Origin of the sequence: Ensifer sp. ENS02 (assembly GCF_014851885.1) — a bacterium.
Classification (GTDB): Bacteria; Pseudomonadota; Alphaproteobacteria; order Rhizobiales; family Rhizobiaceae; genus Ensifer; species Ensifer adhaerens.
Window position 1 is genome coordinate 238,849 of sequence record NZ_JACVAO010000011.1, and the last position, 16,110, is coordinate 254,958.

Annotated in this window: 14 protein-coding genes and 1 pseudogene; 12 read left to right on the forward strand and 3 right to left on the reverse strand. The window is 58.3% G+C overall.

From position 1 onward, the window contains the following. The first annotated feature begins 10 nt into the window (after nucleotides 1–10). The 3 genes from IB262_RS24120 to IB262_RS24130 all read left to right on the forward strand — a co-directional run bounded on the left by IB262_RS24120 (nucleotide 11) and on the right by IB262_RS24130 (nucleotide 3,549). Nucleotides 11–643, forward strand: coding sequence for a dual specificity protein phosphatase (locus IB262_RS24120; RefSeq protein ID WP_060580825.1), 633 nt, complete (start codon nucleotides 11–13; stop codon nucleotides 641–643). An 856-nt stretch (nucleotides 644–1,499) separates the two neighbouring features. After that, the gene (locus IB262_RS24125; RefSeq protein WP_192493906.1) at nucleotides 1,500–2,777 is read left to right on the forward strand and encodes a pilus assembly protein TadG-related protein; all 1,278 of its coding nucleotides are present in this window, start codon (nucleotides 1,500–1,502) and stop codon (nucleotides 2,775–2,777) included. 151 nt (nucleotides 2,778–2,928) lie between these two features. Continuing rightward, on the forward strand, nucleotides 2,929–3,549 hold the full coding sequence (locus IB262_RS24130; protein WP_034796525.1) for a pentapeptide repeat-containing protein: 621 nt from the start codon (nucleotides 2,929–2,931) through the stop codon (nucleotides 3,547–3,549). Nucleotides 3,550–3,577: 28 nt separating this feature from the next. Here the strand turns inward: IB262_RS24130 and IB262_RS24135 are convergent. From IB262_RS24135 to IB262_RS24145, 3 genes and pseudogenes are all read right to left on the reverse strand, one after another. After that, nucleotides 3,578–3,658 (reverse strand): annotated as a pseudogene (locus IB262_RS24135) (transcriptional regulator); the annotation flags it as partial. A 246-nt stretch (nucleotides 3,659–3,904) separates the two neighbouring features. Continuing rightward, a complete protein-coding gene (locus tag IB262_RS24140; protein WP_060580704.1) occupies nucleotides 3,905–4,870 on the reverse strand; it encodes a magnesium and cobalt transport protein CorA in 966 nt (321 codons plus the stop codon). Between the two features lie 51 nt (nucleotides 4,871–4,921). After that, complete coding sequence (locus tag IB262_RS24145; protein ID WP_034796384.1) at nucleotides 4,922–6,820, reverse strand: potassium transporter Kup; 1,899 nt, start codon at nucleotides 6,818–6,820, stop codon at nucleotides 4,922–4,924. A 415-nt stretch (nucleotides 6,821–7,235) separates the two neighbouring features. Between IB262_RS24145 and IB262_RS24150 the strand changes: the two genes are divergently transcribed. The 9 genes from IB262_RS24150 (at nucleotide 7,236) to IB262_RS24190 (ending at nucleotide 16,107) form a co-directional block, all read left to right on the forward strand. Beyond that, complete coding sequence (locus IB262_RS24150) at nucleotides 7,236–9,014, forward strand: hypothetical protein (RefSeq protein ID WP_112975592.1); 1,779 nt, start codon at nucleotides 7,236–7,238, stop codon at nucleotides 9,012–9,014. Between the two features lie 298 nt (nucleotides 9,015–9,312). Further along, nucleotides 9,313–10,656 (forward strand): hypothetical protein, encoded by a 1,344-nt coding sequence (locus IB262_RS24155; RefSeq protein ID WP_192493919.1) that lies wholly within the window; start codon nucleotides 9,313–9,315, stop codon nucleotides 10,654–10,656. Nucleotides 10,657–11,110: 454 nt separating this feature from the next. Further along, the gene (locus IB262_RS24160; RefSeq protein WP_167550732.1) at nucleotides 11,111–11,248 is read left to right on the forward strand and encodes a hypothetical protein; all 138 of its coding nucleotides are present in this window, start codon (nucleotides 11,111–11,113) and stop codon (nucleotides 11,246–11,248) included. A gap of 548 nt (nucleotides 11,249–11,796) precedes the next feature. Further along, on the forward strand, nucleotides 11,797–12,366 hold the full coding sequence (locus IB262_RS24165; RefSeq protein WP_051659347.1) for a helix-turn-helix transcriptional regulator: 570 nt from the start codon (nucleotides 11,797–11,799) through the stop codon (nucleotides 12,364–12,366). 159 nt (nucleotides 12,367–12,525) lie between these two features. Further along, nucleotides 12,526–13,722 carry an MFS transporter gene (locus tag IB262_RS24170; RefSeq protein WP_192493907.1) on the forward strand — a complete coding sequence of 399 codons (1,197 nt, stop codon included), beginning with the start codon at nucleotides 12,526–12,528 and terminating at the stop codon, nucleotides 13,720–13,722. Nucleotides 13,723–13,817: 95 nt separating this feature from the next. Beyond that, entirely contained in the window at nucleotides 13,818–14,381 is a 564-nt protein-coding gene (locus tag IB262_RS36015) for a hypothetical protein (protein ID WP_246802700.1), read from the forward strand. A 111-nt stretch (nucleotides 14,382–14,492) separates the two neighbouring features. Next, entirely contained in the window at nucleotides 14,493–15,065 is a 573-nt protein-coding gene (locus IB262_RS24180) for an NADPH-dependent FMN reductase (protein ID WP_112975595.1), read from the forward strand. Nucleotides 15,066–15,397: 332 nt separating this feature from the next. Next, nucleotides 15,398–15,763 carry a helix-turn-helix domain-containing protein gene (locus IB262_RS24185; protein ID WP_192357783.1) on the forward strand — a complete coding sequence of 122 codons (366 nt, stop codon included), beginning with the start codon at nucleotides 15,398–15,400 and terminating at the stop codon, nucleotides 15,761–15,763. After that, the gene (locus tag IB262_RS24190) at nucleotides 15,763–16,107 is read left to right on the forward strand and encodes an IS30 family transposase (protein WP_192493908.1); all 345 of its coding nucleotides are present in this window, start codon (nucleotides 15,763–15,765) and stop codon (nucleotides 16,105–16,107) included. Before IB262_RS24185 ends, IB262_RS24190 begins: the two co-directional genes overlap by 1 nt. Nucleotides 16,108–16,110: the final 3 nt, after the last annotated feature.

Genomic DNA, 16,110 nt, shown 5'->3' on the forward strand with positions numbered 1-16,110 from the left:
TGAGGAAACCATGCTCGACAATCTTAGCGATGCCTCCGCCACGGAAACGACCAGCAGCGAATTGCCAAGGCTCAGTCTCGTCTATCCGAAGCATCCGACCTATGGCGTCGACATCTTCATTTCCGGGAAGGAAGGTGCGAGCGACCTCGAACTCCTGCGCAAGTGCGGGATCACGACGGTCGTCAATTGCGCGGTCAATCTGGACTTCAATTTCGTCGACCAGCCGAAGCTCGTCTCGGATCACCGCAACAGCATCCATGGACCGGGCGAAATCCGCTACTACAAGATCGGGCTTATCGACGGGGATGGGAACCCGGACACGCAAATGCTGGCCGCCCACTACATCCTGCGAGCGGCCCTGGAGCAGGTCCTGCCCGAAAAGCCGTCCTATCCCAGGCGCGAACGTGGCGGTGTGCTCGTCAACTGCCGCGGTGGCCGATCGCGCTCAGTCGTCGTCGTGTCGCTGTTCCTGCATTTGACGCTGCCTGATCAATTCGAAACATTGGAGCGCGCCATCGACTTCGTCCGCGAGAAGCGCGAGATCCCAAAGGACGAGTGGTACAAGGCGCCCAAACCGGTTCTGGCGGCCTCGGCCGAGCGAGCCGCGGGATGGGCACGTGCGATTGAGAGCGGGAAGGCCTGACCCGAGAACGCAGTTCAGAGACCGTCTGCAGTATGGGCCACGGAAACCTGCTCTCAGTACCGCCAGGGATGCCGACGTCTCGACGTCAGCCAGCCGTCGACGCATTCTCGGCCGCCCCTCCGGTCGCGACAAGCCGGTTCTTTCGCGCATGCCAACGCGTTCGAACGCCCAAGCGGAATCGAAATCGCTTTATTAGGCGGAGCGCCTTGACGCGCGCGGCCGGCGCCACCCTTGACGCCGGCAGATCGTGATTGAGTAGAATGAAAGGCCCTATTGTTTGGGCAATATGCCCTTATTTACGAGCCATGTTTCGAAGGTGCCGGGGCACCCTTCGCTGGTCCATCGTCCCCGATAGGAAAAGCCGGGTGCTGCGCGCGCCGTCCCGACGAAGCCGTCATATGCGCTTCTATCGGCCCCGCCTATTTTGAATGCCTTACCGGGATGTTTCCTCTTTGCCTTTGTGAATTTCATCGTCCGCCCCTTACGCAGTACAACCATGAAGTCGAAAGCGTCGCACAGCGCACGGAGCAGTCAAGGATTAGGCAATGAGCAAAAGGGGTTAGTCGCTGCACTGCCTCAGCAGTCCAGCAACCTCTGAGTGAAGAAGACCCAGAATCCGCCTCTCGGGCACGCCAAAATCGCTTCCAACCGGCGAGCGTGGCAGCTGGCCGGTTGTGCCGAAGTGACGCGCGTTTAGCGCAAAATATCTTCAAATAACCTCGTTTCGCGCCTGTGTCAGAGCTCTGAAGAGCGTCTGAGAGAGTGCATACCGTTAACTCGGCCCGAAATTAAAGGATTGGCAAGGCTCCCTGCACGAAGAGGCGACTACTCTCCATCTGGTTGCAAAGAAACTGCCATGAATATACTGAACCTGCCACTGATCAGGCATTGCGCCTTGGCCCTGCTGAAATGCCGGTCCGGGAACTTCGGCCTCTTGGCAGCGCTTGTCGCGATCCCCCTCATTGCCGCTCTTGGCGTTGCGATCGATTTCGCAGCCGCGGTCAACCGAAAGGCCGCTATGCAAAGCGCGGCCGATGCTGCGGCACTGGCGGGAGCTGCAGCAGGTGTCGGTTCGGAGCAGAAGATCGCCGTGGGTTTTCTCGGCGCCCATCTTGGCAGCAACGACACGCAAGATCTGAAAGAGCTCCCGAGCTGGAACCATCAGGTCACGGTCGAGCGGGATACGGTAGCGGTGGCCGTCAATGAGGACTACGAAACCGCCATCATGCATATGTTCGGCTTCCGGACGGTTCCGATCTCAGTCATCGCGAAAGCCGCCCGAGGGTCCGGCAGCTCGGCCTGCATCCTGATCCTTGATCCGGGCAGGGCCGATGCGCTGAAGATCATCAATTCGAACTCGGTCACCAGCGAATGCGGCTTCCAGGTGAACTCGTCCCATTCGCAACGTGCGTTCTACGCCGAGAACCAGGGGAAGTTCGCAGCACCGCTGATCGCCGTCACCGGCCAGTCGAAGCTTTCCGGCCGCCTGATTTCGCCGCCGCCGGTCGACGGATCTCCTGTCGTGCCCGACCCCATGGCCGGCATGCCCGAACCGGTGTCGCCGAACGACGCCTGTACCTCCCAAAGCCTGAAGACGATCAACAGCCAGGGCAAGTCGTCGCTCGAGCCCGGGATCTATTGCGGCGGGCTGACCGTGAATGCCACGGACGAGTTAACGCTGAAGCCCGGAATCTACGCGTTCCGCCGCGGCGCGTTGACCTTGAACACATCGGCCAAGGTCATAGGCAAGGACGTGCTTTTCTATTTCGAGGACGCGCAATCGCCGCTGTTTTTGAACGGTGCGGCAATCCTGCAGGTATCGGCGCCAACCAGCGGCGCGCATGCCGGCATCCTGATGTTCCAGGGCCGGCAGGCGAAGGACAGCAGCGTCCAGTTCCGCATCAACACGTCTACTGGAAGCTTCGACAATGGGGCGATCTATTTGCCTTATGCGGTGGTCGACTGGAACGTCAGCGGAAGCCTCAATTCGGAATCGAAGTTTACCGCACTGATTACCAGGGTTTTGAACCTCTACGTGTCCGGAACGGCCTTCTTCAAGAAGCCGGGGGAAGAGGGCAAAGATTTCGTGCCCAACGGCTTCGGCAGGGGAGGCGGCGTGCGGCTGGTGGAATAGCGTCGAAACCAGCCCGTCGTAATTGCGTGCCCCGGTGGCTTCGCTCGTGCGCTCGATTTTTCGGCATTGCCAATCATCGCGAAGATGGAAATGCTCAGCGGCGAAGCAACAAAAGGCATTGCGCTTGGTGCGGGGCCGCAGATGGATGGATATGGCTGAACGACGATACGGCGAAGCGCCGCCCAAGACCGACAGCACGATTGCAAGCGCCGACTGGTACGGTCGCCAGATCGAGCGCGAGCGATACGACAACACGCTGTTCGTCGATCTCGACCTGACCGAGGCGCAGACCGTCGGCGTGGTCTTTCACGAATGCACCTTCCGGCGAGCCCGGTTCAATGCATCGTCACACCAGGCGAGCGCCTTCGTCAACTGCACGTTCGTCTCCTGTAAGTTCTTCGATAGCCGCTTCAAGGAGTGCAAGTTCGTCGGAAGCATGTTCGACGCTTGCGAGTTCGACCAGATGCAGGTGACGGGCGGCGACTGGTCCTTTACCGGATTGCCAGGCGCGGCTCTCGGCCGCGCATCCTTCAAGGAAACGCGAATGCGGGAAGCGGATCTGACCGGCGCCTCCTGCAAAGGCGGCTCGCTCAGGGACGTCGATCTTTCCGGTGCCTGGCTGCATGGGGCAGATTTTACCACCTGCGACCTCAGGGGCAGCGACCTCACCGCCTTCGATCCGGAGAACCTTCGCCTCAAGGACGCGATCATCACGATCGACCAGTCGATCATCATCGCCGAGGCTCTGGGTCTCGACGTCAGGCGAAAGTGACGCTGCCGGCGACGTATAGGACCCAACGGGTGCCTGCCGCGGACATGTCTTCGACGGCGCTATGGATCGCCTCAAAGGCATCGCTCCTGAACTTGCGCTTGGTCGCCATTGCAAATCTCCTAGAGGGCACCGGTCCTGATTTCCGCGTCAAGCTCGGCCTGCGCCGATAGAGTTCGGCGAACTTCCGGAAGGCCGCGAGGTCACTTGCCGGAAGATGGGGGAGGCGGGCTGGAGGTAAGGCCGGATTGCCCGAGAGCACCAGGAGATACCATCACACAGAGCTTTTACCCGATAGCATGCTGCAATGCCGCGGTGTCGACACCAAACGAAACCCACGGAAAGATATTTCCGCTGGCTACAGCCATCCGGACCTTTTGAACCGCCAGTAGAGAATAGAGCAGAGCGTCGCAATGACACCGAGGACGGCAAAGTAGCCGTAACGGGTTGCCAGTTCAGGCATGTGTTCGAAGTTCATCCCGTAGATTCCGGCAATGGCTGTCGGTACGGCAAGAATTGCGGCCCAGGCTGCAAGCTGCCGTGTGATGGTGCCCTGTCGTTGCTGCTCCAGGAGATTGGAGGCCTCGAACACGGACGTCATTATCTCGCGAAGGCCGCCTACCAGGCCTTCCACACGTCTGACATGGTCAAGAACGTCTTTGAAGAATGGCTTGGCATTGTCGTCGATACAGGGCAGCTCGAGATGAGTTAGCTTGCCCGCCACCTCTCCCATCGGCCCGAGCACCCGCTGGAAGCGAATGACGTGACGGCGCATCCGGAAGATGCGCCTGATCTGCTCGGGCTGCAGGAAGGACACAAGTACGTGTTTCTCGAGCTCCAGAACTTTGTCCTCAAGCGTTTCGACCACCGGCAAATAGCCGTCGACAACGAAGTCGATGATGCCGTGCAGGACATAGTCCGGTCCGTGCTCAAGAAGCTGGGGCGACTGTTCCAGGTGTTGGCGCAGTTCCTTGTGGGAGCGGGCAGATCCGTGGCGAACAGAAATCAGGTGGTGCTTCCCCACGAAAATGCAGGTTTCGCCGTAGGTGATCTTGTCACCCTCAAGGTGGGCCGTCTTGACGATCACGAACAACTGGTCGCCGTAGATGTCCACCTTCGGCACCTGATTGCCGTTGAGGGCGTCTTCGACGGCAAGTGGGTGAAGAGCGAACATGGCCTGAAGGTCGGCCATTTCCTGCTTTGTCGGTTCAGTCAAACCGATCCAGGCGAAGTCGCCACCTGATGCTTCGAATGGTTTGGCGGCAAGCGGGATTTCTTCGGCGCGCTTGCCCGAACGATACATGTAGGAGGCGACGACTGGCATTTTTTGAAGTTCCGGGAGTTGATATCGCAGCGTGAAGCATCTGACCTAAGGTTAGATCGTGACTTGCTCGCCAATCTCGACCACGCGATTGGCTGGCAGCTTGAAATAGGACGATGGATCGATGCCGAGACCTGCAAGTGCAATGTAGAGCTTGTCTTGCCAGCCGGGCAGACCTGAGTTCGGGTCACCAATAAGGGTCCTGCGCCCGAGGTAGAAAGAGGTCTGCATGATTTCGAACTTGAAACCTGCCTTCTTGCACAGTGACAGCGCCTTCGAGACGTTCGGTTCGTCCATGAAGCCGAAGCAAAGCTCGAGCCTTGTAAACCTGTCTGACAGTTCGGTCATTGAGACGCGGTCTTCCTGCGCGACATACGGATGCTCGGATGTGCGAACCGTCAAAATAACATTGCGTTCGTGCAGGACATGATTGTGTTTGATGTTGTGGAGGAGAACGGCGGGTGTCTTATCGCCGACGCTGGTTAGAAAGATTGCCGTCCCTCGAACGGTCTGGGGCGCATGCGTGGACTTCTCTATCGAGCGGATGAAGGTTTCCAGCGGGATATCGTTGCGCGCGGTCTTTTCGCGCAGCATTGCGGATCCCCGCGTCCAAGTCCACATCACCACCATGATTGTCAGTGCCAATGCCACCGGCACCCAGCCGCCATCATGAATCTTGAACAGATTGGCAAGCAAGAAGACGCTCTCGATGACGAGCAATGGCGCTAGAAGCAGTGCAGCCAGAACGGTTGAGTATCCCCAGACGGAGCGGAGAAACTGGAACGCCATCACTGTTGTCACAACCATCGCGCCTGTGACCGAGATTCCATACGCGGTCGCGAGAGACTCTGAGTCCCCGAACGAGAAAATCAGCACGATGACCCCGACGAACAGCAGCGCATTTACGGCAGGGACATAGATCTGGCCGGTGTTGGTTTCGGACGTAAATTTGATCAGCAGTCGAGGAAGAAAGCCCAAATGGACCGCCTGGCGAGCGAGAGAAAACGCTCCCGTGATGACAGCTTGGCTAGCGATGATTGTCGCCATGGTCGCGAGAATGACCATCGGCAGCAGCGCCCAGTCTGGATAGAGAAGATAGAATGGGTTGTTGACCGCGTCTGGGTGGCTCAGCACGAGCGCGCCTTGGCCGAGGTAGTTCAGCGCCAATGCGGGGAATACAAGGATAAACCATGCAGTGCTGATCGGTTTCCTCCCGAAGTGGCCGAGATCTGCATAAAGGGCCTCGGCTCCCGTGACCGTCAGGAAGACGGCGCCAAGCACGATCAGACCTGCCCAGCCTGCATGCGTGATGAACCACAGGGCGTTGATCGGGTTCAGAGCCTGCAGGATGGTCCAGTCGTCGCCGATGTGGATGAGACCGCCCCACGCCATCGCGAGGAACCACACAACCGTGATTGGCCCGAAAAACCTTGCGACCGCTTCCGTACCCTTGGACTGCACGGCAAACAATGCAACCATAATGACCGCAGCAAGGGGAAGCACGTAGTCCGAAAAGGCTGGTGTGACGAGTTTCATGCCTTCGAGCGCCGACATGACCGAGAGGGCAGGGGTGATCATGGCATCCCCGATAAACAGGGCCGCCCCGATTAGGCCCGCGAAAAACAACACGGGCATGAAACTGCCGGTCTTCTTCATCAAGAGCGCGAGAAGCGACAATGTTCCACCTTCACCGTCATTGTCGGCGCGTAGGAGGAAAAGCACGTATTTGAACGTCACGATACACGTCAACGTCCAAACCATCAGGGAAATGAGACCGATGACTTCGTCAGGCTGCGCCCCGTCGTTCAAGAAGGGACGAAGGGCCTCCCGAAAAGCGTAGAGCGGACTTGTTCCGATATCGCCATAGACAACGCCGATGCATCCAAGCAGTAGAACGAGAAAGCTCTGCGTTCCCGATCGAGGTCCGACAGCTTCGCTGTGAGCATTGGGCATAAGGTCTCCTGAAACACCGTCGGCATTAGCGATGGCAGATATATGCTGCATTGCGAAAGTCCAGGCAATTCTCACAGGAACCGCTCGAGAATGTCGAGTGTGAATAATCGGCCGTGGGACAAACCTAACTCGCGAAAACATCAGGGAATGGTTTGCGTTCCCACCCGCATCGGCTGAGATCAGTGTTACGCATTGCTGAGGCAAACCAATTGCGCTTTTCTCTCGAGAATACCGAACGATGACCGACGCAGTGAATGTCGATTGTGAAGTCTTTGGGCCCGCATCGCAGACCGAGTTAAGCAAGGTTGCCCTTGAGGCAGAGTTTCGCACGCAACCTAGAATTACACACTTATTAAGAGAGTAGGTGTAGGCAATCTCGGGTGAGTTTGGGCGCTTCACACGAGTTTCATCTGCCATGAGTTTAGTTGTCGGCGAGACAAGTGTCGCGCGAGTTGATGAACGCTGGTCGGCAACGGGGTATTGGCTGATCTGCATCTTTATCGTCGGCCTACTCATCGGGTTCGATTTGTCCGGTGAGCGTATTCACAACGCTGACATCGACGACAGTTTGCGGGGTCTGCAAATCAAGGCATTCCTTGAGGATGGCGGGTGGCTTAGGCCGGCAATACCGCGGATCCTGATGCCCGAGCCGTATATTTCGCCTTGGTCGCGAATAGTTGACCTTCCCTACATGCTCATAGCTTTCTCTCTTCAGTCCGCCTTGGGAGCGGAAGACGCGCTCGCGGTGGCCTTCCAGGTTTGGCCAGCCGTAATGGCAGTCTTTTTCACCATTGGGGTTGTTGGGGTTTTGAGCCGGATAGCGCCACGAGAAGGTGAGCTTTCGCCCGGAATGCTATGCGCCGTCCTCGTCCTTATGGCCTTCGCGATCTGGGAATTTAGCCCTGGCCGCATTGACCACCATAACTTGCAGATGGTGCTGTTGCTTACGTTGATATACGGGGTTGGCAGGTTCGATCGCATAGGCGGGGCGGTCGTCGCGATTTCAGCGACGATCTCGCTCTTGGTAGGCCTGGAGACGTTGCCTGTTATCGCGCTGGTGTTGGGAGCCTTGGCACTAGCGTGGGCCGCGGGTTTGGACGGCACCCGAACGATGCTTGCCTCAACCGCCATCACATGCCTGGTTGCGGTACCCATCCTGACCTTTTTGGTAATCGGTCCTTCCGGGTTCTGGCGTGTGGAGAACGATGCTTTCTCCGCACCATTTGCATTCGCACTGCTTGGCTTTGGAGCGATCGCAACCGTGACCTTATGGCTGGTGCCGGAGGCTTCGAGCGCGGCGTTCAAGTTTGGACTTTTGGCTACCGCCGGTTCGATGCTATCGGCTGTGCTGTTGTTCGCCTATCCACAGCTTTTGGCCGGCCCATATGCAGCCATCGACGATCTGGCCCGGATATATTGGTTTGATCGCATCGACCAGGAAAAGAGTGCCCTGGAGTTTTTCCGAACAGGGGACTACGGCTCACTTGCTCTACTGGGTATTTTCAGCTGCGTCCTGGCTGTTAGCTTGCAGCGCGCGTTGAACGCCCCCCGAACGGCAAATCCGCAATTCGCTATCATCCATGCTGTCGCCGTAGCGCTCCTCCTGACCGCGTTGGTCTCCAACCGGTATTTGCGCTTCTCTGCTGCCGTCGTTCCGTTGTTGCTGCCGGCTGCGGCGTCGGTAATTCGCGAAGACAGCCAGGTGGCGGTTAGGCGGTTGGCTGCGTTTGGCGGGATGGCTGTTGTGATGGCCACCTCATTCTACTTCGTCGTGCCTTTTGAGCGTAAGACTACGGATGCTTTTGACCACCTGCTCTGGAATGATTGCAAGGGGGCGGATTTCTCGCTGCTTGCTACCCTTCCACCTGGACAAGTGATGACGCCGCCGGCACTGGGGCTTGAGATTGCCCGTAGGTCGCAGGACAGCCTTACGGTGTCGAGCGTTCCCTTTCACCGGGCCGCGCCAGCCATCGGACGGGTTCTTCGGGCCTTTATGTCGAGTAGCAACAATGAGCGGAATGCTCTTTTAGCCGGGTTCGACTATCTGGCCGTTTGTCGGGCGCCGTTAGGGCTCGTGGGAAGCGAGAAGATGCCGTTGTTCGATGCCATCATGACAGGCAGTGCTGGGCCGGGCCTTCATCCCGTATCATCAGTCAAACAGTCTGACCTCATCGTACTGCGGATTGAAAAGTAGCGTGCGCCCAGGAGTATATGTTTGGTTTCGAAGGCCACGTTCAGCCGGGCCACGACAGGATCCGGGGCCGGCAGAAATCACGTCGAAGCGGTGAGTCGAAGCGGTGAACGGTCACGCGGAAAGTTCACCATTCCGGATCGCTGCGGGGCTGGAATGGACGCCACTGCCGTTCCGTTCCGCTCACGGTTTGAATTGTAACGATACTTATTGTCACTTCCCACTTGCCGCCAATCAGTGCAGTGGTTCATCACGTAGTTTGTTTGGTTGCTCCGCGACCAGCTTTGAGAGAACCGGCAGTATGAAGAAACCGAACCCTCTGACGCACTTCCCGCGGACGAACATTTTCCGTCCAGGCGATGTTTTCGTTCTGTTTGGTGAGCTGTTCGATCGGGGTTATGCCACCCATCTGGTCGACCAGGCCAAGAAGGCCGGCATGGAAATTGTCGGGATCACGGTTGGCAGACGAGACGAAGCCAATGTTCTGCGGCCACTGAACGACGAGGAACTTGCGGCGGCTGAAGCCCGGCTCGGAGGCAAGATCCTCAACGTGCCGATCATGGCCGGTTTCGATCTTGACGCGCCTGAAGGCGAGCCCACTCCGACCGACCTTCTCGCGAAGATGACGCTCGAGACGTGGCAAGACGAGAAGCTCGACTGGTCGCACATCGAGAAATGCCGAAACGTCGGCGTCGAACGGTTCAAGAATGCCCTTTCTGAAGTCATGGGGATCCTCGATGGCATGATCGCTGATGGCAGGAATGTCTTCTTCGCGCACACCATGGCCGGTGGCATCCCGAAGGCCAAGGTGTTCATGGTCATCGCCAATCGCGTCTACAAGGGACGTGGCGCGCGCCACATGTCGTCGCAAACGCTGCTCGACAGCGATTTGGGCAAGCTCATTCTTCAGAATTTCGACGAGGTTTCGGCCAACACGTTCCGACACCTGATCGATCTGAGCACAGCCATCCGGGCGCGCATCGAAGCTTCCGGTGGCCAGGTTCGTTATTCGGCGTTTGGCTACCACGGTACGGGCATTCTCGTTGCTAACGAGTACCGCTGGCAGACCTATACCAATTACACGCAGGGCTACGCCAAGATGCGCCTGGAGCGCATCGCTGAGGAAGCCTGGAACAAGGGCATTAAGGCGACGGTCTACAATTGCCCTGAGATCCGCACCAATTCGTCCGACGTGTTCGCCGGCATCGAGCTGCCCCTCATTCCGCTTCTGCTCGCGCTGAAAAAAGAGGGCGGTGGCGAATGGGTCGCGCAGCAATGGCAGGCCTGCCAGGATTTGTTGGCAGATGGCTTCACCGTCGATGACGTCTTGCGGAAGATTTCCGATATGCAGACGAGCGAAGTGATGCGGCCGTTCTACGACTTTTCGTCCTGGCCAATGCCGAATAATCCGGGACAGTCCGACCTGACGATCGGTACGTCGAGCGAAATCACGGCGATGCACCGGGACGGCAAGGCGCTGATCTCCGATCTCTTGAGCCGGCTGGTGGTCGAAGCGGTTGGGCAGCTCATCTTTGGTGAGAGCTCGGCGCCATCGGGCCCTGTCCTGTGGCTCAACCACGACATCGTCGCGCGCACGCTGATCGAGACGAAAGGGTCAGCCCGCAACGCTCTCGAAGCGGCCTAAGCGCGACGACGCAGGCGGCTACTGCCTGTCTCCTTGAGTCGCCTCCGATTGCGCGTCTGATCAGACGCGCACGCGAGGTCGATGACCGTGACGTCAAGCAGTCTTGGCGGTACTGGTCGTTAGTTGAACCAGACGACGCGTGACGATTGCACCCGCTCGGCCGACCTCTTGGGGTGGCCCTCGGCGTCCTCGGCAAACAGCGTCTTGCGTGCCAGCCAATCCATTTGCGCGAGCGCTTCGGCGATCGTGGTGTTGGCTGCGATCGTTTCTCTCTTAAATCTTGTAGCTCAAGAAGTTTGCCGGCGTAGGGCGCGCCGAGAGAGAGGATGTGCGCCTTTGTTTCAGTATCGTGATCGTTCGGATACAGGGATGGGTTGAAAGTCGTGTCATCGCCGGGTTGTCTGGGCGTTTGCCTGTGACTATGTGTGTGACAGCCAAGAAAGGATCAAACTCAATGCGTATTGCCACATTCTTGCTCGTACTCTCCGCGCTTGCCGGATGCTCCCAGACCGGCGGCGGTGCGACCAGTGTCAGACAGGATTACTATGGTGGCGACGGCGGTTTTTATGCGGGCGCGGTTGCACCGCGCTGAAGCCGCTCCGGCGGCGCTGTAACTGCACTGCCGGCAGCTGTGCGAACTCTGACAGGGGGTGGGCCCGCTCAGGCGATTTTGACAAGCATGAGGGGCCCATCGCCTGATCTTCGGCCGTAGTGGCGCCGAACGTCGCCAAGCCGCCACGAGAATGTTGGCTATGCGACCCTCGTCGAGAAAGCTCTCCTTCCATCAAGCCAACTCTCTGCCCTTCAGGTCCAAGCTCTGTCCGATTGTTCGGATTGCAAGGGCTTGCGCTTTGACAATGGCGCGGCCCGTAACGCCGTGATCTCCCATGGAGCAACGTGCCGACCAACCGCTTTCATTCCCGACAGCCGGATGACGTCATCGCCCATTGCTCCGGAAAGCGTCCGTCTCAAGGACGCGATCATCATCGCCGATGCGTTGGGCCTCGACGTCAGGCGAAAGTGAGCGTCGAAGATGCCACCGTCCCAACATCGAGCTAGACGCTGGCGTCAGGTGTCTGTTGACAACCGACCAAGCGTCCCTGCTATTCAACGGGGGAGGGCTATTGTCGCGAGGAAGCTATGGAGCTTGATCTGAAGGTTAGCGCTTTGCCGCTCGGATGCCGGCTTCGACGCTTCCGCAGGCTCAGGCAGATCAAGCAGGAAACGTTGGCGGCGGATCTTGGCGTATCGCAGGGTCTGCTATCGCGATGGGAAGCCGGCCAGCATGAGCCTTCAGCAAAGGCCCGGGCCCGGGTCGAGACGCTGCTCGAGCGGCATGAGAGCGTCGGGATAGACCTGACATTGCGTCGGCTCATCGAAACGGCGCCGTTTCCGGTTCACCTTGTTTGCGACGACACCCATGCGCTTTTGAGCGTCTCACCGGCCAGGCAAGCCCAGTGGCGGATCTCTGCCGCGTCCTTTTTCGGCGTCTCGCTATGGCGATACGCGACGGCGGAAATCATCGAGAGAGAACTTCAACTGCAAGAACTTGGCTGGTTTGAAGAGGTCTGGTCGGGAGCGGTCCAGTTCACGACCGGCGGCAGCGACGACCCCGATATGCCGATCCCCCCGAGCATCATCCGATGGGAACGAATAGGCATTTCCGACGGGCGCGTCGGCCGCCTGGTAACCAGTATCGATCCCATCTGAGACGCGAATATTTCATTCGTTGTCCGAGCTGTTCTGCCCCTGCTAGCCTGCCATGACGGCCAGTTGCCCCGAAACCGCCGTACCAAAAAATTCGGCGGGCAGGGCGTCTGCGCTCACATCCCATCGGTCACGATAGATCCGCCAAGAGCACTCCGGACAATGACAAATTCGCATCGCGCCATCACGTTTTCACTTCTCATCATCTGTGCAACGCTATCGCTGGCAGGGACCGACCTCGTCTTGCCGGCCGTTCCGCAATTGCCTGAAATCTTCGGCACTGACCGGGCGACCGCGCAGCTGGTGCTTGCCGCCTATGTCGGCGGCGGCGGTCTCGGCCTGCTTCTTTATGGGCGCCTGGCGGACCACTTTTCGCGCAAGGCGCTGCTTTTCTCTTCGCTCGCCGGATTTGCAGCCGCCTCGCTCGCCTGTGCCTTCTCGCCAAATATCACGGCACTTATCGCGCTGAGGTTCGTTCAAGGCGTGGCGTCTGCGGCGGCTCCGGTCTTTGGCCCAGGGTTGATCCGGCAGCTGTTCAGCGACAAGGCGGCGGTGCGCGCCATCGGGTTTCTCGGCAGCGTGGAATCGCTGGTGCCGGCGCTTGCGCCGATCTTCGGCGTGCTGCTGCTTTCGCATTTCGGATGGCAATCGTCATTCGAGCTGCTGGGTGTTTTGACGATGCTCGCTGCGGTCCTCATACTTGTGCTTGGGCTGCCCCGTGAGGAAGAACCCTCCGACACGCTCGGTACTTATGGGCAACTGCTCACGGATCGCGTCTTCATGCGATACGCGCTCAGCCAGGCCCTGACGCTCGGCGGACTGCTCACCTTCGTCTTCGGCGCGCCGACAGTCATCGTCGCGTCGATGGGCGGCTCTCTGAACGACTTCATCATCATGCAGGTCATCAACATTTCCGGGTTCATCATCGTCGCCAATCTGACCGCCCGGATTGCCGAACGTTTTGGCGCTGAAAACGTCATCCTGACCGGCACCGTCATGGCTGCCTTGAGTGCCCTTGCGCTGTTCGCCTACGGTCTCATGGGCGGTACCAACACGCTGATGTTGCCTCTATTGTTTACGCCCATGGCGATTGGCTTGGGTCTTCGCGGCCCCATTGGCTTCTATCGCGGCATTCTTGCTTCGGGTGCCAATAATGCGCGCGGATCGGCGCTGATCGTCTTTTCCATCTTCATGATCACCACGCTTGGAACCGTCATCGCCGCGCCAATCATCGCAGCCGGGCTCGCGGCGCTCGCGTTCGTCGCCTGTGCTATTCACCTCCTGTCGGTGGCCCTCCTGCTCCTGCTTCCGGCAATGCCGGAGCCAACGCGCGATGCTGCCGGCGTACCCACGCTGTAGGTATCCGAACCAGATGAGGATCCCTTGAACGGCTAAATCGACGAATCTCCAAAGACGTGCCGGTATACGCCGTAGCGCATGCCACTGATATCCACGTGTCGCTCAAGCGCGCCTCCAAGTTTTCTCGCGACCGCTTGGGAAGCCAAATTGTCATCAGTGATCAGGCTTATTGCCGTCCTCCAGCCAAGTTTGCTGGCTGCGAAGTCGAGAACGGCATGCATCGCCTCGGTAGCATAGCCTCGCCCCTGGAACTGGGGGTAAATGCCCCATCCCAATTCAGGTTCAAGCTTGTCCAAAGGAAGCTGCGCTCCGCAGTAGCCCGCCATTTCACCTGTTTTACTATCCTCGACAACGAAAAAGCCAAAGTCGCGCAAGTGCCAATGACCGATGAACGACAACATCCTTCGCCAGGCATCCTCACGCTTGATCGGGCCCCCGACGAAGGCGGTGGTGACGGGGTCCCCCCAGAATCGAGCGAAGGCCTCAAAATTGTCCTCGCGCCATTGGCGCAATATCAGTCGTTCAGTTGTTATCGTTTGCACGATGTTCTTCTTTCAAAGGTAGCCATTCTTCCTTCCGCATCCGCCGGATACGATGCCGATCGCCGCGGCGACCGGCTCCGGATGAAAGCTGCAGTTCTGCCGGCATTGGCGCGTTGAGAGAGTTCTGAGATCGGGTTTGCAGCGACTTGGAAACATGACAGTCACGGCGCGACGCGCTACATTGTCGTTGCAGTCCACGCCACAGGTCACGGTATCGGGAGAATTATTATGCAAACGCATAAGGTCGGATACTTGATTGGTAGTCTCGCCAAAGACTCCATAAATCGCAAGCTCGCCCGTGCACTGGTGAGGTTGGCTCCTGCACACCTTGAAATGACAGAAATATCGTTCAGGGAACTCCCGCTCTATAGCCATGACTATGATGCCGATTTTCCGCCGGTCGCGAGAGCTTTCAAAGAAGAGTTGGCTGGGGTCGACGCCATTCTCTTTGTAACCCCGGAATACAACCGTTCAATCCCGGGTGGCCTAAAAAACGCCATTGACTGGGCGAGTCGCCCCTACGGAAAGAACTCCTTCACACGCAAGCCTTCGGCTGTCATCGGGACATCGCCGGGCTCGATCGGAACCGCGGTAGCGCAACAAGGACTGCGCAGTGTTCTTAGCTTTTGCAATTCACCGCAGATGAACGCCCCAGAAGCCTACATTCAATTCACTCCGGGGCTGATTTCCGACGAAGGAGAAGTGACGGTGCAAACGACCGAGCAGTTTCTCCGTGGCTACATGGAAGAGTTTGCAGCCTTCATTGCGCGCGTGCTCTCTGTCCTGCCTCGCGACGCTTGAACAAGCGGCTGCCACTCGCGTCTCCTCAAGCCGTATGCAAGGGCGTAGAACAACGCTCGAAGTGGCTCAGGCGTCCTCACGATGGGTTCTGCCATGGCCACATCGAGGGTGCGGTCGAAATCGAGCGACGCAAGACGTATACTCGAAATGGGGAGTTGCTAGTTCAATCAGCTAACGCGAGGAAGTGAATTTCGGTCAATGCGTTAGATGGCATATTTGATACATCACTTTCAGTTCCATAATTCAGATTATGTGATCTTTGTATGTGGCCGGGCGGATTCCATTTTCAAATGCAACGGAGGCAAATTGGCCATCGTTTCAGGAGGATGGATGTGGCCCGCTCTTTTGTGCAGTTGAGTATGGATGAACGCCGCGTCATTGCGCGGATGCATGAGAAAAAGATCAGCCAGGCGGAGATCGCGCGGACGCTTCGTCGCGACCGTTCGACCATCTGCCGCGAGCTACGACGGAATTTCTGGCACGACCGTGAAGTCCCCATTGCCGAGGGTCATTGGCACGTGACGGCTCAACAGATGGCTGAGGACCGGCGTCGGCGCTACCGGAAGCTTCTGCGCGACCCGCAGCTTTGCGCCGCGGTCATCGATCGTTTGAAGGATGGGTGGTCACCTGAACAGATTTCAGGTCGCCTGAGGCTCATCAGCGGATCCTCGGCGCGACTGAGCCATGAGCGGATCTGATGATCTTCAGGAAGGAACATGGATCGGCCAACGTGGCCACTGTCGTGGAGCGCAAGAGCCGCTACACGGTTCTGTTTCGGAACAATGACAGGCGTTCGAAGCCGATCATGGGGCAGCTGATCAGCCATCTCGGCGCCCTACCAGCGCCAGCACGGCAAAGTCTGACGTTCGATCGCGGTTTGGAATTCGTCTCGTGGCGCGAGCTGGAAAAGGGCATGGGAACATCGGTCTGGTTGTGCGACCCACAAGCGCCCTGGCAGAAAGGCACGGTCGAGAACACCAACAAGCGTGTTCGGCGTTACCTGCCGGCAGAGACCGTCGTCACCCACAATTGCGCGAACTAGTGA